21 protein-coding genes are annotated in these 20,736 nt (G+C 62.4%); 8 read left to right on the top strand and 13 right to left on the bottom strand.

Annotated elements, in window-relative coordinates:
- Positions 1-271: 271 nt before the first annotated feature.
- The 6 genes from OCV80_RS05245 to OCV80_RS05220 all read left to right on the top strand — a co-directional run bounded on the left by OCV80_RS05245 (position 272) and on the right by OCV80_RS05220 (position 7,418).
- Positions 272-784 (top strand): ferritin, encoded by a 513-nt coding sequence (locus OCV80_RS05245; RefSeq protein WP_021749276.1) that lies wholly within the window; start codon positions 272-274, stop codon positions 782-784.
- A gap of 120 nt (positions 785-904) precedes the next feature.
- Positions 905-1,582, top strand: a complete 678-nt coding sequence (locus tag OCV80_RS05240; protein ID WP_025544799.1) for a response regulator transcription factor — start codon at positions 905-907, stop codon at positions 1,580-1,582.
- A gap of 1 nt (position 1,583) precedes the next feature.
- Positions 1,584-2,507: a sensor histidine kinase gene (locus OCV80_RS05235; RefSeq protein ID WP_136891498.1), complete on the top strand. Its 924-nt coding sequence runs from the start codon at positions 1,584-1,586 to the stop codon at positions 2,505-2,507.
- A gap of 388 nt (positions 2,508-2,895) precedes the next feature.
- Positions 2,896-3,567 (top strand): ABC transporter ATP-binding protein, encoded by a 672-nt coding sequence (locus OCV80_RS05230; protein ID WP_021749279.1) that lies wholly within the window; start codon positions 2,896-2,898, stop codon positions 3,565-3,567.
- Between the two features lie 5 nt (positions 3,568-3,572).
- Positions 3,573-6,236 carry an ABC transporter permease gene (locus OCV80_RS05225; RefSeq protein WP_136891497.1) on the top strand — a complete coding sequence of 888 codons (2,664 nt, stop codon included), beginning with the start codon at positions 3,573-3,575 and terminating at the stop codon, positions 6,234-6,236.
- A gap of 162 nt (positions 6,237-6,398) precedes the next feature.
- A complete protein-coding gene (locus tag OCV80_RS05220; RefSeq protein ID WP_036630325.1) occupies positions 6,399-7,418 on the top strand; it encodes a Gfo/Idh/MocA family oxidoreductase in 1,020 nt (339 codons plus the stop codon).
- A 113-nt stretch (positions 7,419-7,531) separates the two neighbouring features.
- On the opposite strand, the gene OCV80_RS05215 is transcribed toward OCV80_RS05220, so the two are convergent.
- From OCV80_RS05215 to murI, 12 genes are all read right to left on the bottom strand, one after another.
- Complete coding sequence (locus tag OCV80_RS05215) at positions 7,532-8,575, bottom strand: TPM domain-containing protein (RefSeq protein ID WP_136891496.1); 1,044 nt, start codon at positions 8,573-8,575, stop codon at positions 7,532-7,534.
- Between the two features lie 217 nt (positions 8,576-8,792).
- Positions 8,793-9,965 (bottom strand): toxic anion resistance protein, encoded by a 1,173-nt coding sequence (locus tag OCV80_RS05210; RefSeq protein ID WP_051320049.1) that lies wholly within the window; start codon positions 9,963-9,965, stop codon positions 8,793-8,795.
- Positions 9,966-9,991: 26 nt separating this feature from the next.
- Positions 9,992-10,369: a hypothetical protein gene (locus OCV80_RS05205; RefSeq protein ID WP_256264400.1), complete on the bottom strand. Its 378-nt coding sequence runs from the start codon at positions 10,367-10,369 to the stop codon at positions 9,992-9,994.
- A gap of 14 nt (positions 10,370-10,383) precedes the next feature.
- A complete protein-coding gene (locus tag OCV80_RS05200) occupies positions 10,384-11,106 on the bottom strand; it encodes a 5-bromo-4-chloroindolyl phosphate hydrolysis family protein (RefSeq protein ID WP_267288257.1) in 723 nt (240 codons plus the stop codon).
- A gap of 125 nt (positions 11,107-11,231) precedes the next feature.
- Positions 11,232-11,768 carry a DUF6512 family protein gene (locus tag OCV80_RS05195; protein WP_267288256.1) on the bottom strand — a complete coding sequence of 179 codons (537 nt, stop codon included), beginning with the start codon at positions 11,766-11,768 and terminating at the stop codon, positions 11,232-11,234.
- Between the two features lie 71 nt (positions 11,769-11,839).
- On the bottom strand, positions 11,840-13,027 hold the full coding sequence (locus OCV80_RS05190; RefSeq protein ID WP_147629944.1) for a hypothetical protein: 1,188 nt from the start codon (positions 13,025-13,027) through the stop codon (positions 11,840-11,842).
- Positions 13,028-13,219: 192 nt separating this feature from the next.
- A complete protein-coding gene (locus tag OCV80_RS05185) occupies positions 13,220-13,555 on the bottom strand; it encodes a branched-chain amino acid transporter permease (protein ID WP_025544869.1) in 336 nt (111 codons plus the stop codon).
- Entirely contained in the window at positions 13,552-14,289 is a 738-nt protein-coding gene (locus OCV80_RS05180; RefSeq protein WP_317258891.1) for an AzlC family ABC transporter permease, read from the bottom strand. Before OCV80_RS05180 ends, OCV80_RS05185 begins: the two co-directional genes overlap by 4 nt.
- Entirely contained in the window at positions 14,280-14,549 is a 270-nt protein-coding gene (locus OCV80_RS05175) for a GNAT family N-acetyltransferase (protein ID WP_267288255.1), read from the bottom strand. Before OCV80_RS05175 ends, OCV80_RS05180 begins: the two co-directional genes overlap by 10 nt.
- Before the next feature lie 34 nt (positions 14,550-14,583).
- Positions 14,584-16,329, bottom strand: a complete 1,746-nt coding sequence (argS, locus tag OCV80_RS05170; protein WP_119310601.1) for an arginine--tRNA ligase — start codon at positions 16,327-16,329, stop codon at positions 14,584-14,586.
- A 302-nt stretch (positions 16,330-16,631) separates the two neighbouring features.
- Positions 16,632-17,078, bottom strand: a complete 447-nt coding sequence (locus OCV80_RS05165) for a DUF1934 domain-containing protein (RefSeq protein ID WP_119310600.1) — start codon at positions 17,076-17,078, stop codon at positions 16,632-16,634.
- Complete coding sequence (gene murI / locus OCV80_RS05160; protein WP_021751452.1) at positions 17,065-17,880, bottom strand: glutamate racemase; 816 nt, start codon at positions 17,878-17,880, stop codon at positions 17,065-17,067. Before murI ends, OCV80_RS05165 begins: the two co-directional genes overlap by 14 nt.
- 201 nt (positions 17,881-18,081) lie before the next feature.
- Here murI and OCV80_RS05155 point away from each other — a divergent pair, with 201 nt between their 5' ends.
- Together OCV80_RS05155 and OCV80_RS05150 are read left to right on the top strand one after the other, a co-directional pair.
- On the top strand, positions 18,082-18,492 hold the full coding sequence (locus tag OCV80_RS05155; protein ID WP_021751450.1) for a hypothetical protein: 411 nt from the start codon (positions 18,082-18,084) through the stop codon (positions 18,490-18,492).
- A gap of 87 nt (positions 18,493-18,579) precedes the next feature.
- Positions 18,580-19,701, top strand: a complete 1,122-nt coding sequence (locus OCV80_RS05150; protein WP_021751449.1) for a DUF362 domain-containing protein — start codon at positions 18,580-18,582, stop codon at positions 19,699-19,701.
- Between the two features lie 63 nt (positions 19,702-19,764).
- On the opposite strand, the gene OCV80_RS05145 is transcribed toward OCV80_RS05150, so the two are convergent.
- On the bottom strand, positions 19,765-20,580 hold the full coding sequence (locus OCV80_RS05145; RefSeq protein WP_119310599.1) for a DUF4358 domain-containing protein: 816 nt from the start codon (positions 20,578-20,580) through the stop codon (positions 19,765-19,767).
- Positions 20,581-20,736 lie beyond the last annotated feature (156 nt).

The raw sequence follows: 20,736 nt of genomic DNA, 5'->3' as shown, positions 1-20,736 counted from the left end.
TCTTTCCGTTTTATCAGAAGCCGCCCGTGGACAGCAGGACCATGATAACACGGATGGGCCCGCCGGTCTGTAAAAAGGCGGCCCCTGCCGTTTGGTTCCCGTTAAAGTTTTCCCAAAAAGGGACTTTGCAGCACGCCCATTGTAGCACAGCGCCTCCCGCCCGTCCACCGCTTTTTTCCCGGCTGCCGTTGCATTTTCTGCAGTCCGTGATATAATGGTTAGATAGAACAAACAAGGACATTTCGTCCGCTGCAGAAAGGAAGCGCATACAATGCTGAACGAAAAAGTATCCCAGCTGTTGAACGATCAGGTGAACAAGGAATTCTACTCTGCGTATCTGTATCTCCAGTTCTCCAATTTCTATGTGGAGCAGGGCCTTGCCGGTTTTGCCAACTGGTACAAGGTCCAGGCCCAGGAGGAGCGGGACCACGCCATGCTGATGCTCCAGTATCTCCAGAACAACGACGTGCCCGTAACGCTGGAGGCCGTCGCCAAACCGGATGCGGAGCTGAAAGCCAACATGGACCCCCTGAAGGCCGGTCTCGCCCACGAGCAGTATGTCACCTCCCTGATCCACGCCATCTATGAAGCCGCGTACGAGGCCAGGGATTTCCGCACCATGCAGTTTTTGGACTGGTTCGTGAAGGAGCAGGGTGAGGAGGAGACCAACGCCACCGATCTCATCAAGAAGATGGAGCTGTTCGGCTCGGACCCCAAGGGGCTCTATATGCTGGACCAGGAGCTGGCGGCCCGGACCTATGCCGCCCCCTCCCTGACCCTGTGACCCGCGATCCCGCGACCCACGCACGGCGGCCTGTCCGCCGTGCGTTTCTTCTGCCCGCTCTGGACGGCGGCGGCCGCCCGTGGTATACTGGGCGCAGTTTGATCCCAAGGAGGTTCCCCGATGAAAGACCTGCTGATCGTGGAGGATGACCCGACTCTGGGCGAGGGTATCCGCCTGGCCCTCCAGGCGCCGGAGCTCCGCCCCCAGCTCTGCCGGTCCCTGGCGGATGCCGGGGAGCTGCTCTCCCGCCGGAGCTTCGACCTGCTGATCCTGGACATCAACCTGCCTGACGGCAATGGACTGGACCTCCTCCGTGCCCTCCGGCGGGAGAGTGAGGTTCCCGTAATCCTGTTGACTGCCAATGACCTGGAGACAGACATCGTGGCAGGTCTGGAGCTGGGGGCGGATGACTATATCACCAAGCCCTTCTCTCTGGCGGTGCTGCGGGCCAGGGTGAATACTCAGCTGCGCCGGACCGCCGCCCCCCAGGCGGAACGGGTGCAGCTGGACGGCTTCACCTTCGATTTCGGCCGGATGGAGTTCTCCCGGAACGGCGTTCCGGTGGAGCTCAGCAAGACGGAACAGAAGCTGCTGCGGCTGCTGGTGGAGCACCGGGGCCAAACCCTTACCCGGGCCGCCCTGGTGGACCGGATCTGGACGGACGGGGCGGAGTATGTGGACGAAAACGCCCTCTCCGTCACAGTGAAGCGGCTGCGGGACAAGCTGGAAGACATGCCGTCCAAGCCCCGCTATATCAAGACCGTGTACGGCCTGGGCTACACATGGGCGGTGAACTGACATGACAGTGGAATACACCCTGCTGGCCCTGGCGGTTCCGGCCCTGCTGGCAGCGGCAGGATTCGCCGTCTGGACCCGCCTGCGGACCCGCCGGATGCTGGACACTCTGGGCAAGATGCTGGATGACGCCATCCGGGGCGAGTTCCGGGAGTCCCTCTATGACGAGAGCCGCCTCTCCGCCCTGGAGACCCGGATGGCCCACTATCTCTCCGCATCCGCCGTATCGGCCAAAAATCTGGCGGAGGAGAAGGACGCCATCAAGACCCTGATCGGGGACATCTCCCACCAGACCAAGACTCCCATCGCCAACCTCCTGCTGTATGCCCAGCTGCTGGAGGAGCAGGACCTGCCGCCGGAGAGCCGGGAGTATGCCTCCGCTCTGGAGCATCAGGCGGAGAAGCTGCGGTTCCTCATCGACGCGCTGGTCAAAACCTCCCGGCTGGAGAGCGGCGTCCTTGCCATGACGCCCAAGCGTCATGGCATCCAACAGCTGTTGGATGCCGCCTCGGCCCAGGCCGCTCCCGGAGCGGAGGCCAAAGCGATCACCCTGACGGTAGAGCCCACGGACCTGACCGCCCGGTTCGACCCCAAGTGGACAGCGGAGGCCCTGTATAATCTGGTGGACAACGCGGTGAAATACACCCCGGCAGGCGGCGCCGTCACCCTCCGGGCCGTGGGGTATGAGCTGTTCTGCCGCGTGGACGTGACGGACACCGGCCCCGGCATCCCGGAGTCCGAGCAGGCCAGGATCTTCCAGCGGTTCTACCGCTCCCCCTCCGCCAGCGAGGCGGAGGGCGTGGGAATCGGCTTGTATCTGGCCCGCCAGATCGCCGCCGGTCAGGGCGGATACCTGAAGGTCAGCAGCCGCCCCGGGGAGGGGAGCACCTTCTCCCTGTTCCTGCCGAGGGCGGAGGAGAGGACGTAGAAGGCGGCGCGTTCCGGCCCGGACATCCCAAATCTTTCAGAACTGTTAGATTTCAGAAAGAATGTGGAAAGATTTCTTTGGTACAGTCTGTATTGTCGAAAGGCAATACAGACTCAGCTTGTCGAAAAAGTCTTTTCGCCAAGCTGCTTGCGTTTTTAGAACTTTTAAAGTTCTCAAAACGATTGATTGAAAACGAAAGACACCCCTCCTGGGTTATCTCCGCGCTAAGTGCCGCCGCTTTGCGGCGGTTGCGCTCTGAATCGCGCCTGCGGGCGCAGTCTTTCGTAGCTATCTTCCTTCCCGTCAAATAAGCCCTCCGGGTTTATGGAGATAGCCGAAGTCTGTATTGCCTTCTGGCAATACAGACTTTTCCTTGGAGGAATGAACAATGACGATCTTGGAAACAAAGGATCTGCGGAAGGTATATGGCTCCGGCGATACGGAGGTCCGGGCCCTGGACGGGGTCGATCTGACCGTGGAAAAGGGCGAATTCGTGGCGGTGGTGGGCACCTCCGGCTCCGGCAAGTCCACCCTGCTCCACATGCTGGGCGGGCTGGACCGCCCCACCGGCGGCACCGTCACGGTGGACGGCAAAGAACTCTCTGCCATGCGCGATGAGGAACTGACCATCTTCCGGCGGCGGAAGATCGGCTTTGTGTTCCAGAACTACAACCTGGTGCCGGTGCTGAACGTGTATGAGAACATCGTCCTGCCCATCCAGCTGGACGGCAACGCGCCGGACAAAGCCTATGTGGAACGGATCATTGAGACGCTGGGGCTGGAGGCAAAGCTCCAAAACCTGCCCAACAACCTCTCCGGCGGCCAGCAGCAGCGGGTGGCCATCGCCCGGGCTCTGGCGGCCAAGCCCGCCATCATCCTGGCGGATGAGCCCACCGGCAACCTGGACTCCGCCACCAGCCTGGACGTGATGGGACTCCTGAAGGTCACTGCCCAGAAGTTCAGCCAGACCATCGTCATGATCACCCACAACGAGGAGCTGGCCCAGATGGCGGACCGGATCATCCGCATCGAGGACGGGCGGATCGTGGTGCGGGGGTGAGCGCCATGATGAAGGTATCCAACGGCAAGACCATCCGCCGTCTGGGCTGGCGGTCCATGAAGGCGGCCAGGACCCGCAACCTCATCGCCGTTCTCGCCATCGCCCTGACCACGGTGCTGTTCACGTCCCTCTTCACCATCGCCATGTCCATCAACGACGGGTTCCAGCAGTCCAACTTCCGTCAGGTGGGCGGCTTCTCCCACGGCGGCTTCAAGTACCTGACGGAGGAACAGTTTAACGATCTGAAGGATGACCCCCTCATCGACCAGTGGGGAATGCGGCGGTTTATCGGAATGCCCACGGAGGTGCCGTTCAACAAATCCCACGTGGAGGTCAGCTACGCCGACGCCAATGAAGCCCACTGGATGTACTGCGACCCGGTGGAGGGCCGTCTGCCCCAGGAGGGCACCGACGAGGCCGCTACCGACACCCACGTGCTGGAGCTGTTGGGGGTGGAGCCGGAGATCGGCGCCAGGTTCACCATCTCCTTTGACGTGGACGGCCATACCACCACCCAGACCTTTACCCTCTGCGGCTGGTGGGAGTATGACGAGGCAATTGTGGCCAACCACATCCTGATTCCGAAGAGCCGGGCGGACGCCATTCTGGACGAGGTGGGAACCGTCCCGCCCGGAGAGGATGGCATGACCGGTTCCTGGAACCTGGATGTGATGCTGAAAAGCGGTTCCCGCCACATTGCGAACGATATCGCTCAAATTCTGGAAAATCACGGCTATCAGGATCAGAGCGCCGGAGCGCCGGATTATATCCACACTGGCGTCAACTGGGGCTATACCGGCGCCCAGCTCAGCGACAATCTGGACCCCTCTGTGGTGATTGCTGTGGCCGCCATGCTGCTGCTCATCATCTTCACCGGCTATCTCATCATCTACAACGTGTTCCAGATCTCCGTCACCAACGATATCCGGTTCTATGGCCTGCTGAAGACCATCGGCACCACGCCCCGGCAGCTGCGGCGGATCATCCGCCAGCAGGCGCTGACGTTGTCCCTGGCGGGCATCCCCCTGGGGCTGGTGCTGGGTTGGTTGATCGGCGGCCAGCTGACGCCGGCCATTGTGTCACAGCTGAACGGCGTGGTGCCCATGACCTCCGTGAGCCCGGTGATCTTCATCGGCGCGGCGCTGTTCTCTCTGGTGACGGTGCTGCTCTCCTGCCGGAAGCCCGGCCGCATCGCCGGCAAGGTCTCTCCCATCGAGGCAGTGCGCTACACCGAAGGCGGCGGCATCAAGCGCAAGACGAAAAAAGGCCGCAGGGGCGTGTCCCTGCTGTCCATGGCCTGGGCCAACCTGGGCCGCAGCCGGGGCAAGACCGCCGTCACCGTCACGTCCCTGTCTCTGGCGGTGGTACTGCTGACAGTGACGGTGAACTTCACCAACGGCTTCGACATGGACAAGTACGTGTCTCATTTCGCATCCAGCGACTTCATCGTGGCGGACGCCGGCCAGTTCCAGACCGGCGGGGACATCTTCAACACGGATATGGGCATCCCCCAGTCCGTCATTGACGAGATCAATGCCCAGGGCGGCATTACCGACGGCGGCGTGATCTACGGCAAGACGTTCGATGCCCTGGAGTACGTTACCGAGGACTGGTTCCGGCAGAACAAGGAGCACTTCTATACCCAGGAGCAGATGGACAATCTGATCCGCCTGACCGGGCGGAACGAAGAGGGCCTGCTGGCCGACCGGATCCAGCTCTCCGGCATGAGCGATTTCGCATTGGACCACCTGACGGTACTGGAGGGAGACCTGTCCAAGCTCTATGAGGACGGCGGGCGGTATGTGGCCGCTGTGTACAGTGATGATGATTACGGCAATCCGGAGATGGACTCCCACTGGGCCCGGCTGGGGGACATCGTCACCGTCCGGTACGTGGAGGAGACGGAGTATGTAGATCCGGACACCGGCATCGCCTACGCCAGCCCGGAGGACGTGCCCGCCAGTGCCAACTATGTGGCGCAGCCGGTGAAATACCGGGATGTGGAATACGAAGTAGCCGCCCTGGTTGCCGTGCCCATCTCTCTCAGCTACCGCTACTACGGCGCGGACGAGTTCATCCTGAATGACCAGACCTTCATGCAGGACAGCGGCACAGACAGCGTGATGTACTACGCCTTTGATACCACCGACGAGGCCAACGGCGCCATGGAGAAGTTCCTGGCAGACTACACAGAGAACGTGAATCCCCAGTTCGACTATGAGAGCAAGGCGCTCTACGCATCGGAGTTCGAGGGGATGCGCTCCATGTTCCAGCTGTGCGGCGGGGCCCTCAGTTTCATCGTGGGGCTGGTGGGCGTGCTGAACTTCTTCAACGCCATCCTCACCGGCATCATCGCCCGCAAGCGGGAGTTCGCCGTGCTCCAGTCCATCGGCATGGCCGGCAAGCAGCTCAAGACCATGCTGGTGTATGAGGGGCTGCTCTATGCCCTGGGGGCGGCTGGGATCTCCCTGGTGCTGACCCTGATTTTCGGCCCGGTGGCCTTCAAGGCGGTGGGGAGCATGTTCTGGTTCTTCACCTACCGCCTGACGCTGACCCCGTTCCTGATCGTGGCCCCGGTGTTCGCCCTGCTGGGCGTCCTGGTTCCCCTGGCGGTGTACCGCTCCGTCTCCAAGGCCACCATCGTGGAACGGCTGCGGGAGGTGGACTGATCCCCAGGGACCACTTTCCCGCAAAACAGCGGCACGGCTCTCAAGAGCCGTGCCGCTGTTCAAGTTCTTTGGCAGTATCCAGCTTTCAAGGCAGGTCCCGCTTGTATTTTTGGGGGGATTAGACTATACTGTAAAATTGAAAACCCAGAGAGAAGGTGCTATATGGAATCTGTTAAAATCGGCTCTGTCGGCCTGGGCCGTCTGGGCTACGAACATGCAAAAAACTTAGCCGCATCCATTCCCGGCTGCGTCCTCCACGCCATCTGTAACGTGGATACCTCCCGTCTCCGGGCGGTGGCAGAGGAATTGGGCGTTCCTCATACTTACACCGATTTTGCCGCCATGTGCGCCGATCCGGAGTTGGACGGCATCGTCATCGTCTCCCCCTCTTTTCTTCATGTGGAGCAGATCAAAATTGCCATGGAGCACGGCAAGCACGTTTTCTGTGAAAAGCCTCTGGGCACCAATGTGGCTCAGTGCAAGGAAGCTGAAAAGGTTGTTGAGGCCCATCCGGAACTGGTGTTCCAACTGGGCTTCATGCGCCGGTTTGACCCCTCCTATGCTGAGGCCAAGCGCCGTGTGGACGCCGGTGAAATCGGCAAAGTGGTGCTGGTCCGCTCCTGCACCCAGGATCCCCGCAGCACCATTGAATCCACACTGAAATTCCTCCCCCACTCTGGCGGCCAGTTCCTGGACATGTGCGTCCACGATCTGGATCTGATCCGCTGGTTCACCGGCTCTAACATCCGTAACGTCTGGGCCATCGGTGGTGTCTTTGAGTTCGACCTCTGTCGGGAACTGCATGACACAGACAATGCCGCCGCCATGGTCCAGTGCGAAAACGGCGCCATGGGCTTTCTCTTTGCCAACCGCACCCATGCAGCAGGCTGCAATGTAGAGACGGAAATCGTCGGAACCCACGGCACGCTGCGCATCGCCCCCGTGGGCGCCCGGAACCTGCTGCAGGTCGTGGATGAGCATGGTGCGCGGCAGGAGTACTATCCGGACTTCATGTCCCGCTGGCACACCGCTTTTCTGGCTGAGATGCAGGCGTTTACGGACCACATCCGTACCGGCACACACCCTGCGGACCTGACGGTCTACGACGGCACCGCTGTATCCGAGGCGGCCTATCGCTGCAAGGAATCCTTTGAGACCGGCAAAATGCTCCCCATCCGCTGAGCCGCACCGCAAAAGTAATACTTCTTCCAACGCAAAAGCAGGAGGATCGTCCCGGAACTCCGGGGGATCCTCCTGCTTTTCAAATGGCATACAGGCCCCGTTATATCTGTCTCTTACCGGCGCCCGCCGCTGCGGAAGGAGCCTCCGCCAAAGCCGCCGCGACGGCCGCCGCTGCCCCGGAAGGTCCCTCCGCCGAGGCTGCCCCGGGACCCTCCGGCACTCCCGAAGGAGCCTCCGCCGAACATGCCTCCCCGGCTGCCGCCGAAGCCGCCCCCGCCGAATGTTCCGCCGGAGGGCGGCCGGCGCGGTGGCTTTGGCGGTCTTGGAGGACGGGGTGGCCTGGGCCGCTGGGGCCGTCCCCAGAAGATGGGGTAGTACAGCACCGTGGGCCGTCCCATACCGGGCCGCAGATACCGCCGGCGGTAGCGGGAGTACCGCATTCCGTCCAGGATCACCCACAGCACCAGCAGCACCACTAGCAGCACCACAACGCCGCTCACCAGGGACCCAAAGGCCGGCGCCACATAGCCGTGGGTCTCCGTATAGTAGTACCCGCTGCCGCTGGAATAGGTCTCCCGGACGGCAGGGATATACCCCTCCCGGATCGTGACGCCGTAGAAGTCGGCAAACCAGGCGATGAAGGCATCAAAAGTCGCCTTCACACCGGCGTCGTACTCCCCGGCAGCGAAATCATTCTCCAGGTAATAGGACTGCAGACTCATGAAATCGTCCGCGTGGCTCTCCAGCCCGGTCCCCACCACCACGCAGTAGTCGCCCATCAGGCCGCTTTGGGAGATGTTGTCCAGCGCCAGCAGCATCACCACGCCGTTGTTCCGCTCTGCGGAGCCTACGCCATAGCTGTTCCCCAGATCCGAGGCATAGTCCATGATGTCCGCGCCGCCAGTGGAGTTCACCACACTTACCAGGATCTGGGCCCCGGTCTGGGCAAACAAGGAGGCGTTCATGGCGTCGATATGCTCCATGGTCTCATCCGTCAGCACCCCGGCGTAGTCATATACATACGTATAGGACCCCACAATGGCGGTGGACGCCTGGCCTCCGGTGTCCGGCTTCTTGGCCTGCCCAATCACCACCCCGGCCACGATGGCTAAAATCAGCACCACCGCCGCCACGGCCCGTTTCTGAAAAAACTTCATAAGCGTATGTCCTCTCCGTCCCTTCCCTGTAAGCGGGAAAGGGGGCTAAGGGAAAGCCTCCGGTTTTCCCCAGTTCTTCCGCCATTGGCGAAAGAAGAAATTTGAATCATTTTCGCCGCAGCGTGTACGTGGCGAAACTACCTTGATCCAAGCGCCCCGGGCGCGTTCACCAGTCCGCAGACTGGTGGGGATTCCAAAGGGGGATCCTGCTCTCCCTTTAATTTCTCAGCTCCAACAGCTTTTGCTTCAGCTCGCCCTCGATGCGGCCCAACTCCGCCTCGGCGGCCCTGCGCTTCTGGGCGCCCTCCCGCTGGATGTTCAGCACCTCGTCCAGCGTGGAGATCAGCTGCTGGTTGGTGTGCTGCAGCGTCTCAATGTCCACCACGCTCCGCTCTGCCTCCTTGGCGGTCTCAATGGTGCCCATCTTCAACAGATCCGCGTTCTTTTTCAGCAGCTCATTGGTCATCTCCGTCACGGCGCTCTGGGCCGCCGTGGCCTGGCGGCCGTGCTCCAGCCCCAGGGCCAGCACCATCTGACTCTTCCACAGGGGGATGGTGTTCACCAGGGAGGACTGGATCTTTTCCACCATCAAGGTATCGTTGTTCTGCAGCAGCCGAGTCTGGGGGCCCATCTGCACAGAGATCATCCGGGTCAGCTCCAGGTCGTGGAGCTTTTTCTCAAACCGCTCACACATCTGGACCATGTCGTTGTATGCCTGGGCGTCCTCCTGAGCGCCGGACTGTTCTGCCTTGGCCTTCAGAGCAGGCAGTTCGCCCGCCCGCATGTCCTCCAGCTTCTTCTTGCCCGCCAGAATGTACATGGTGAGCTCCTTGTAGTATTTCAGGTTCAGCTCATACATCTGGTCGAACATGGCCACATCCTTCAAAAGCGTGACCTGATGCTGCTCCAGCTCCCGGGCGATCTTGTCCACGTTGGACTCCACCTTGGCGTACTGGGCCTTCATGGCCTCCAGCTTGCTGCCCGTCTTTTTGAAGAGGCCGAAGAGCCCCTTCTTCTCCTCTTCCTCGCCGAAGCCCTTCAACTCCACCACCAGCTCGCTGAGGGACTTGCCCACCTCTCCCAGGTCCTTGGTGCGCACAGAGTTCAGGGCGTTCTCAGAAAAGCTGGCCACGTTCTTCTGGGCCGCCGCGCCGTACTGCAGGATCAGGTTGGAGTCCGTCAGGTCGATCTTCTTGGAAAACGCCTCCACCGCCTGTTTCTCCGCGTCGTTCAGCAGGTTCTCGTCCAGCCGCACCGGCGTCGCCTCCGGCTTGGCGGCCTCCGGTGCGGGGGCGGCGGGCGCTGCCGGGTCCAGAGTCAGTTGGGGCACCGCATCCGTCCGGCTGGGATCCAGGGTCAGTTCAGGCATCATGCTCTTCTCGTCTGCCATTGTGTCATCCTCCATCATAGTATCATTCACTCTCTGCCATTTTCTTCATTCCGGCGGGCTTCTCCCGCCGCCCGCACACCGCAGACAGCATAAACCACTGCGTACACCACCCCCAGCACACCGCAGAGGGTACAGATGCCCGGGGCCTGCTTCATAAAACCGATACCAAGCAGCAGCCATATCACGGAAGAGAAAAAGTGATGGGCAGCCTCTCCCCACCTTCCCGCCTGTTTACAGGCCTTGTCCAGTCGAAGGCCCAAAGCCACCGCCCCCGCCAGCCATGCCAGCGGCAGCAGGAGCTCCGCGTTATGCAACCCGCCACGCTCCAGTTTCCAGAACAGAAGGACAAATCCTGCGGCCATATAGAAAACCAGGCCCGCCATTTTGATGGCGATCTTTCTCATGGCATTTCCTCCGATCACAGCTCCAGCCGGATATCGGTCTCTTTCTTCTCGTCCGGCTCCGCCTTCAGCGGGCTGTCCACCAGTCCCTCCCGGGCCATCATGTTCTCCAGCACCGTGATATCCGTGGAGATGTCCAGGGCTTCGGCGCCGTACAGGCTGTCCAGCTGCTTTTCAAAGGCCGCCACGATGGTCCGCATCATCCCCTCCACCTTGGCCAGGGTGGTGTCGATGTTCTCCCCGGAGATCCCGGTGCCGCTCATGCGGTCATAGGCGTTCAGCAGCTTCAGGGTGGTGGGCAGGTAGTAGTCCAGAAAGCGCCGGATCTGGGGCAGCTTCTCCGGGTGCGTGCGCACTTCGTCGAAGATCCGGGCGCTCACCTGCTCCAGCCGCACGATGTCGGCGGAGATGCCGGGGTCCGCGATATTCTCGTCCAGCCGCTTCATCTCCCGGATGGCCAGCTCCCCGTCGCGGACCATCTTGTCCAGCTCCGGATTGCCAGTGGAGGCCGGTTTCTTTTCAGCGGGCTCCTCCGCCTTTTCCGGCGGCGCCTCGCCGGCCTCCTCCCCCGCGGGGCCGCCCCGGCACAGGGCGGACGCCGCCGCGAACGCCAGAAGGGAGGCCCCCGCCGCCAGGGCATAGTGCAGCGGCTCATACAGCGGCAGCACCAGCGCGTAGGCCAGCCATACCGCCGCAGCGGCGTAAAAAGGCGCCGCACGCTTCTGTCTTGTGGTCTTCATCCGCTTCAGCCTCCCCAGGTCGCTTTTAACAATATTATACCCCGCCGGAGAGAGCCGGTCAACGGCAGGGACAGAAAATCCCCGGAAGCAAAGCGGCGCCCCTCTCGAAAGAGGGGCGCCTGCTTTCATTTGGGGAGCCCATAGCCCAGCGTCACCGGGTCCTGCCATAGCCCCAGCTCCGGCGGATGGAACGTGCAGTAGACGAAGAGGAACGCCAGCCCCCACAGCGCCAGCAGGCCCAGGATCTGCTGCCAGAGAGAGGTGAAGCGCCCCCGCCGCAGAAGCCGGAAATCCAAGGCGAATGCCCCCAGCACGGAGAGGTAGAACACGGCGATGTCCGCCCAGAGCAGATGCCGCCCCAGCACGCCGGTGTACGTATAGAACAGCACCGGAATCAGCGCGACCCCTGTCACTGTGCTGACGCCCCGGGCTGCCAGAAAGTTCGGATAGTTCCGTCCCAGGCAGCACACCTGCACCACGGAAAAGAGAAACATGGGGAAAAACAGCAGCTTCATATGTTCCCAGGTGGACTCATTCACCGCAGAGAAGGCAGCCGCCGCGCCCCATCCGCCGCTCCAGTCGTAGACAAAGTGCAGCAGCGTCCCCAGCGCCGCCGTGAACAGCGCACCCGCCAGCTCCCAGTAAAACAACCGCTTCCCCATATCCGCCTCCATGACAAAACAAAAGGACTGCGGCCAGGCCGCAGTCCCAGTTTATACCGGCGTTGGCAGATTTATGCATCCAGATACGCCCCATAGCTTCCCAGAGTCTCCGCCAGCGTCTCCGGCGTCCAGTCCCAGTAGTCGGCGTCCCGCAGGCACCGGCCCAGGACGGCACACAGCTCCCGGACCTCTGCGTCTGTCCGGTCATCCAGCAGGTCGGGCAGGGCCGTCATGTCCTCTGCCGGGTGGTCCAGGATGTAGTTGGGCAGCAGCCAGTCATGGGAGAACCCCTCCGTCAGGAAGAATGCGTCCACCAGCTCCGAAAGCGGGGCTTCCTCCCCAGAGCCGGACAGTGGCAGCGCCACGGCGCTGCCTCCGGTGGCCAGACCGTCACAGGTCCAGTCGCCGTCCTCATTTTTCTGGATACTGGCCTCGCCGCCATAGCCGTAGTACCCGTCCGCATCCGGTTCTCCCAGCCCTGCGCCCGCCTGCCAGCTGTTGGCCATCTCTCCATACGGGTCATCCACCAGCAGCCGGAAGCCCAGCCCGGCACAGAAGTTCTCCGGCTCACCGTAATAGGCGTCAAACACGCTGGCGCCGTTGGCCTGGAAGTCCAGGGGCTTCCAGCTGACCCAGTCCGGCACATGGCGGACATTCTCCGCCACGGCCTCGTTCAGCTGCCGGGCGATCTCTTCGTAGTCCGTCTCTGCCCCATCCACCGCGGGACCGCAAAACGCCGCGTCCCACAGGGCGTCCTCGGCGATCCCCTGCAGCAGACCGCTCAGGCCGGATTCCCCCTCCGCCGCAGCCGTCACACAGGCATAGTGGGTCTCCCCGTCCACGGTCCACAGCACCACGTCCCCGCCGGTGCAGCACTGGAGGGTGGTCTCCCCGTCCGGGGCGGTCATGGCAAAGAGCCGTCCTCTGCTTTCGATGTCGCTCCACTGGTCTCCCCAGGCCTCCGCCGAGGCCGGCTCCCACTGGTAGCCGATGGAGAACAGGTTCTCCCGCCCCGCCACGTTCCGGGCGGCCTCCGGGGTGATGGAGAGGCTGATGCCTGTGGCATCTTCCTCTTCCACATCCAGGGTGAAAGTCAGGTCCTTCGTGATCTCAGCGTACGCCGCCATGGCGGAGGCCGTCAGCTCCTCGCCGGAGAGGGGCTCCGTCTCTTCCGGGACTTCCTCCGGCAGCTGCTCCCCGGCAGTGCCGCAGCCGGCCAGCAGCGCCAGCAGCACCCCGCAGAGAAGAAATCGCTTCATGTTCCGCACCTCGCTTTCCAGATCCTGGTTTTTGCGCTCCGTTCTCTGCATTTTATACCCAGAATACCCTGATTTTTCGCAAAAATCCTCTCAGTTTCACAACAAATTGTAACGATTCGGAAACAAGGAAGCCTCTCCCGGCGCTGAAAAATGCCGGTCGGACTTCCGCCGGCCGGCATCTCTTCTCTTTTTTCACACAAACACCGCCTGTACCAGCACCATGTACAGCACAGTGCCCCCAGCGATGGACAGCAGCACATTCCGCTTCCAGAGATGGAGCCCCGCCACCGCAGCAATGGCGATCAGCTCCGGCGCTCCGTGGGGCGCCGACAGCCAGGAGATGCTCCGCAGGCAGTACACCACCAGCAGGCCCATCATGGCGGGCGGAAGGACTTTCCCCAGGTATGCCACTACAGCGGGGGGCTGTTTCTTCTCTGGAAACAGCCAAAAGGGCAGCCATCGGGTCAGCTGGGTCCCAGCGGCCACCGCCAGGATAATACCCAGCGTCTGTAAAGGCGTCAGTGTCACAGGTCCCCCTCCTCTCCGCTGCGGTCCAGGCGGCGCCGTGCACCCAGCAGCACTGCCAGCACCAGCACCATAGCGGGGATCACCATGTTGTCCGCTCCGAACACCGCCAGGCTGGCAGCGGCGCAGAGGATCCCCATCACCCCGGCGGGCCGGTTCTCCGGCTTCTTCCACTGCTCCAGGAACAGCACCACGAACAGCGCCGTCAGAGCAAAGTCCAGGCCCGTAGTGTCAAAGGTGAGGAAACTCCCCAGCAGGCCGCCCAATGCTGTGCCCGTAATCCAGTAGAGGTAGTCCAGCAGGGAGAGCCAGAAGTAGAAGTCCCTCCGGGCCACGCCTTCCGGCGGCTCCAGAGTGGACACCAGGGAAAACGTCTCGTCGCACAGCACGTAGATCAGAAACGCCCGAACCTTTCCCAGGCCCTTGTATTTGTCCAGCAGGCTCAGCCCGTAGAACATGTGCCGGGCATTGACCATGACGGACAGCAGAAACGCCTGCACGGGGTCAAAAGCCGTAGTCAGCAGCGTGACGGCCACAAACTGCATACTGCCGCCGAAAGCGATGGCGCTCATGAGGACGGACCATCCCGGCCCATACCCCTTGGACTGCATCAAAAGGCCATAGGCAGTCCCCAGGCACAAAAAGCCCGTCATCACCGGGATGGTGGCGGGAAACGCCGCCCGGAGCGCCATGCTGCTCCCACCGGCGCGGCGGCTCTCGTCGTCTCTCAGGGGCACAGCAGATCGGCCTCCTCCGGGTGCCTTTCAAACCAGATTTCGGCATAGGAACACGTCGCCCTGGCGCGCTTTCCCTCCGCGCGGATTTGGTCGGCCGCCGCCCGGAGCAGCTGCCCCGCCACGCCCTGACCCCGGAGCGTATCGTCCACAAATGTGTGGTCGATATCCGCCGCCCCATCCCGGTCGGGAAATGTCACCTCCGCGATCACCCGGCCTTCTTCCTCGGCGTAGATACGCCCCGGCTCTCTCTGAAATTCCATGGGTCTTCCTCCTGCATCCTGTCCCGCCGTCTTTTTACATCTTCTCCGGCGCGTCCACGCCGATGAGCTTCAAGCCGTTCCGCAGGACGATCCGGGTATCATCCGCCAGCTTCAGCCGGGCGTCCCGGACCGCCGGCTCCTCGCCCTTGATGCGGCAGGCGGTGTAGAACCGGTGGAAGCAGGCCGCCAGCTCCTGGAGATAGCGGTTGATGTGGCTGGGGTCGTAATCCCGGGCCGCCAGCTTGATCTCCTCGCAGAACTGGGCGATCTGCTTCAGCAGGGCCCGTTCCGCCTCGCCGGAGAGCAGGGACATGTCCACGTCCGCCTGTCTGGGCACGGAGGTGCCCTCCTCCGCCAGAGCCCGCAGCAGTGAGCAGATCCGGGCGTGGGCGTATTCCACGTAGTAGATGGGGTTTTCGCTGTCCTCCCGGACCGCCAGACCCAGATCGAACTCCATCTGGGTATCCGGCTTGGCATTGAAGTACCACCGGGCGGCGTCCACGCTGACCTCGTCCAGCAGGTCGGACAGGGAGATGGCCTTGCCGGTACGCTTGCTCATCCGTACCACCTCACCGTCCCGCAGCAGCTTCACCAGCTGCATCAGCACGATGTCCAGCCGCTCGCTGCCGTTGAGGCCGAGCGCGTCCAGGGCGCCCTTCAGCCGGGCCACGTGGCCGTGGTGGTCCGCCCCCCAGATGTTGATGACCTTGTCGAAGCCCCGGACAGCGAACTTGTTCCGGTGATAGGCGATGTCCGCGGCGAAGTAGGTGTAAAACCCGTTGGCCCGGCGCAGTACGTCATCCTTCAGGTCCAGCTTCTCGATGTCCGCCTCTTTCTTCCCCTGCCTGCGGTAGTGGTCCCGTAGGATGTCGGCCGTGCGGAGCCACAGGGCGCCGTCCTTCTCATAGGTCCAGCCCCGCTCCGCCAGCAGATCCACTGTCTCCTTCACATAGCCGCTCTCATGGAGAGAGGACTCGTAGAACCAGTTGTCATAGTGGATCTTGTACCGCTCCAGATCGGTCTTCATCTTAGGCAGGTTGATGGACAACCCGAACTGGGCCAGCGCCTCCTGGCGCTCCGCCTCCGGCACATCCAACAGCTTATCTCCGTTTTTCTCATAATAGGCCCGGGCCAGGTCCTTGATGTCCTCACCCTGGTATCCGTCCTCCGGGAAGGGCACCGCGTCCTCCCCCCGGATGATCTGGAGATACCGGGCTTCAATGGAGTGGGCGAACTTATCGATCTGGTGGCCCGCGTCGTTCACGTAAAACTCCCTCGTCACGTCGGCGCCGCACGCCGCCAGCACGCTGGCCAGGGTGTCTCCCAGCACGCCGCCCCGGGCATTGCCCATGTGCATGGGGCCCGTGGGGTTGGCGGAGACGAATTCCACCATGATCTTCTGCCCCTTCAGGTGGTCGGCGGTGCCGTAGCCGGCACCCTCGCTCTCCACCGCCTCGCAGACGGCAGCGTACCAGCTGTCGTTGAGACGGAAGTTCAGAAAGCCCGGTCCCGCAATCTCCGCGGAGGCAAAGTAGCTCCCCGCCAGGTCCATGTGGTCCAGCAGTGCCTGGGCGATATTACGGGGCGGCTGCCGCAGCGCCTTGGAGGCCGCCAGGGCAAACGTGGTGGTGAAGTCGCCGTTGGCGGTGTCCTTGGGGATCTCCACCGGGGCGGTCTTCACCTCCGCCTGGGGCAGCGTCCCGTCCGCCACTGCCGCCTGATAGGCGGCCATGGCCAGCGCCGCCGCCTGGTCCTTCGCGTTTTGTACCATGTTGATCATATCGTTCCCTCTTTCGTGAATGAGGAATTCAGAATGAGGAATTTTGGTGTCCGGCAAAGCCGGACAGATTCCAATTGCCACCTGCGGCGGCACCGCAATTCCTAATTCCCAACCCCTGTTTTTCCCGTTTTACCCGGGTCTTAAAGCTGTTTTTCCCTGTCACCGTGCGCTTCCCACGGGACAGATCCCGGGGGACCCCTTTTCTCGGAATCCCCGGGCGAAATGAATTCGCCCTCCGCCAAAGATTTTGGCTCCTCCAAAATACTTGGACGCGCTGCCGCACGGTTTGCCGGAACGCTCTCTTACTTTCGCTTTACCCGGATCTTGAAGCTGTTTCTTCCTGTCACCGTATGCTCGACCGCGATGGAGTACTTGATCTCCAGCAGGCCGCCCCGCTCGCTGAGGTTGTGCCGCAGGGCGCTGGTCTGGATATCCACCGACAGCTCCCCGTAGGGGGTCTCATACAGGGACGTGTGCTGCCGCCCCTCCTCAAACACCATCTGGGAGTTCACACTGCCCACCCGGCGCAGGATCACCTGGGGCCCGCTGACCTCAAAGGTGGTGGTCGTCCCCTCCATGCCGGTGAGGGCTGTCTCCTGATAGGTCAGCAGCAGGCCCTCCTCCGTCAGCTCCAGGGTCCCCTCCGTCGTCAGCTCCGTGGCATCCGGGTCCACATCGTCAAAATACTGCTCTCCCCGGATGAAGAGCAGCACCGGCAGCTTCTTCTGCCGCGTCTCAATATCGCTCAATGTCAATCCTCCGTGCTGTATGGCGCAGGTCCTCCTGCAGAAACAGCGAGGCCGTCCGCTCAAAATCCTCCACCCGGTCACTGACGTAGAACTCCGTCTCGCCGCGGCGGCGCTCGTCCGCCCGCAGCTCCCGGGCCTTCAGCATCCGTTTCAGCTCAAAGGCGGACTCCTCCCCGGCGGACACCAGCTCCACGCCCGGCCCCATCACGTCCCCGATCACATCCGTCAGCAGCGGGTAATGGGTACAGCCCAGAATCAGGGTGTCCACCCCCGCATTCTTCAGGGGCGTCAGATACTCCCGGGCCACGGTCTCGATCACCACGTCTCCCCGCCGGATGCGCCCGGCCTCCGCCAGGGGCACGAACAGGGGGCAGGCCCGGCTGAACACGGTCACCTCCGGGTCCAGCCGCCGGAGAGCCGCCTCGTAGGCACCGGAGCGGACGGAGGCCGCCGTGGCAATGAGCCCTACCCGCTTGTTTTGGGTCATCAGCACCGCCCGGCGGCAAGTGGGCTCTACCACGCCTACCATGGGCAGGTCGTTTTCCGCCTGCAGCGCCGCCAGCGAGGTGGTGGTCACCGTCCCGCAGGCGATGAGGATGGCCTTCAGATCGAAGGAGCGCAGGAAACGCACATCCTGGCGGGCGTATTTCAAAATGGCCTCCCGGGAACGGCTGCCATAGGGCACCCGGGCGGTGTCGCCGAAGTAGATCAGGTCCTCCTCCGGCAGGATGCGCCAGAGGGAGTGCACCGCCGTCAGACCCCCCAGGCCTGAATCGAATACCCCGATGGGACGCTGGTCCATCCCGCTCCGCCTCCTTCTTCTCCCGCCGCCGGACCGGCGGCCGCTTCATGCTCATTTTGCATCTGGATTACATATTATACTATGCGGCGCCTTCTGCCGCAAGACAGATTTTAGTCTTTTTGCCCTGTTTTTTATGTGGAATTCTGCGTATGTCTCTGCTATAATCGTGACAGTATCATCTATTTGGGAGGTGTCTGCCCCATGAAGATCGAACTGACGGAACAGCAGTTCCGGTATCTGCTGGATCTGGTATACATAGGAAACTGGGTCATCAATTCCACCCGGGAGAACGACCGCATCCAGGAATACGACCAGGTGGAGAGCCTGATTTTCTCCCACTGCCTGCACCACAAGATGAGCAAGCTGGTGGAGCTGTACCGGGGGGAGCTGATCCCCTCCCGGGCCTTTGCGGACGGCGGCATCCACGAGGCCATCGAGCAGTATGAGGACGTGGTGTTCTATGAGATCCTGGCGGAGGAGCTGGCCCTGCGGGACATGGATGGGGAACCCCTGACCCGTGAAAACTATGGGGAGCTGATGGAGCGGATCGACGCTTATCTCTCCGAGTTTGACGAGCACGGCACCGACAACATCTCTGTGGACCTGCCGTAAGGCGGAAGGCACGCCGCCCCGGCACCGGAGAGGTTTCTCTCCAGGCTTGTTTCAAAGAACAGAAAGAGAAAAAGGAGCAACGAGATCATGGCTGAAAAATCCAAAGTCTACTTTGCGGACTTCCGCGCCCCCAGCTGGCGGGAGAACCTGCCCCAGAAGCTGGCCCGGCTGATGATGACCGCCGGCTTCGGCGATATCGATATGGACGGCAAGTACGTGGCCATCAAGATGCACTTCGGCGAGCCGGGCAACCTGGCCTACCTCCGCCCCAACTGGGCCCGGGCCGTGGTGGACCTGGTGAAGTCCCACGGCGGCAAGCCCTTCTTGACGGACTGCAATACCCTGTATGTGGGCGGCCGGAAAAACGCCCTGGACCACATCGAATCGGCTTATATCAACGGCTTCACCCCCTACTCCACCGGCTGCCACATCCTGATCGCCGACGGCCTGAAGGGCAACGACGAGGTGGAGGTTCCCGTGGAGGGCGGGGAGTATGTGAAGTCCGCCAAGATCGGCCGTGCGGTGATGGACGCGGACGTGTTCATCTCCCTGACCCACTTCAAGGGCCACGAGCAGGCCGGCATGGGCGGCGCTCTGAAGAACATCGGCATGGGCTGCGGCTCCCGGGCCGGCAAGATGGAGCAGCACAACTCCGGCAAGCCCTTCGTCAAGCAGAAGAAGTGCATCGGCTGCCGGGCCTGCGCCAGGATCTGCGCCCACGGCGCGCCCCAGTTCGGTGCCGACGGCAAAGCCACCATCGACACGGACAAGTGCGTGGGCTGCGCCCGGTGTCTGGCGGTGTGCCCCAAGGATGCCATCCAGTGCCTGTATGACGAGGCGCCCGCTATTCTGAATAAGAAGATCGCCGAGTACACCAAGGCCGTGGTAGACGGCCGCCCCTGCTTCCACGTGTCCCTGGTGGTGGATGTCTCCCCCAACTGCGACTGCCACGCGGAGAACGATGTCCCCATCGTCCCGGACGTGGGCATGTTTGCCTCCTTCGACCCGGTGGCTCTGGACCAAGCCTGTGCCGACGCCGTGCTGGCCCAGACTCCCGCGCCCAACTCCGCCCTGTTTGACGAGGGCTGCGACTGCTCCTCCGGTGACTACTTCCACGCCGCCCATCCGGACACGGACTGGGCCGTCTGCCTGGAGCACGCGGAGAAGATCGGCATCGGCACCCGGGCATACGAGCTCATCAAAATCTGATCGGAACGAAACGAAGCAGGACTTAAAAAGTCCTGCTTCGTTTTCCGCATTGCGGGACCCCACTCAGGCGAACAGGGCGTTGAACTGCTCCACCACCGCGTCCGCGCCGGTGTGCGCCACCAGCATCACAAAGTTGCCATTGGAGACAATCCGGGACTCGTTCCGCCACATCTCCGTGGGCGCGGGGTACCAGGCACCGCCGGGGCTTGTGCCGTCCCCCACCTGATAGTCGATTCGGGCCTGGAAGATGTCCTTCACCGCCTGGACATCGCCGCTGTTCTCCACCTCTACCAGGGCAATCTCGTCACCGGAGGCGGAGATCATGGCCATCTGCACCAGACACTGCTGGGTGGCGATGGCGGAGAGTCCCGCATAGAACGTATCCAGCGTCTCACCCTCCACGGCCATCAGGGCGGGCCACGTCTCCTGGTCCCCGGTCACGGAAGCGCAGAAATCCGCTAGATCCACGCCGGAAGCAGACTCCGCTGGAGGGGCAGGGGCGGGCTGGGCCGGCGTCTCCGGCTCCTTGTCCGGCTGCTGGGGCTTTGTGTCCTCCACCGGCTGGTATATCGGCTTCTCCGCCGGGTCTGCCGGACGGCTCCCCGTCTCCGGCTCCTTCGCCGGGTCCGCGGGGCGGGAGCCCAGATCCGGCTCGTCCTCCTGGAGCTGCTGGGAATCATCCGCCGTCTCAGGGCCCTCTATGGTCACAGGGACGCCGTCCTCCCCATCGGTTTCCGAAGTCTCTTCCTCCTGGGGCGGCGCAGCTTCCTCCATCTTCTGGTCCTGGGCGGCGTCCTCCTGCGCCTCCGTTCCTCCACAGGCACCCAGCGCCAGTATCAGCGCCAGAGCCAGCAATCCTGCAAGTCCTCTCTTTTTCATGTTTTTCTCCTAACCTCTCACGGGATTTCACGGCGCTCCGCCGCGGTCTGAGAGGTTAGACGGGCTCTACGGAAAAAAGTTCCCGCTCCGGCGATTTTTCTCCGCTGCTCCGCCCATGACCGCCTCGGTGTGTATAACATTGACTTTTTTCGGAAA

The organism is Oscillibacter acetigenes (assembly GCF_025567605.1).
Classification (GTDB): domain Bacteria; phylum Bacillota; class Clostridia; order Oscillospirales; family Oscillospiraceae; genus Oscillibacter; species Oscillibacter welbionis.
Note: the sequence above shows the minus strand (reverse complement) of the source record. Positions and strands in the feature narration are given on the sequence as shown.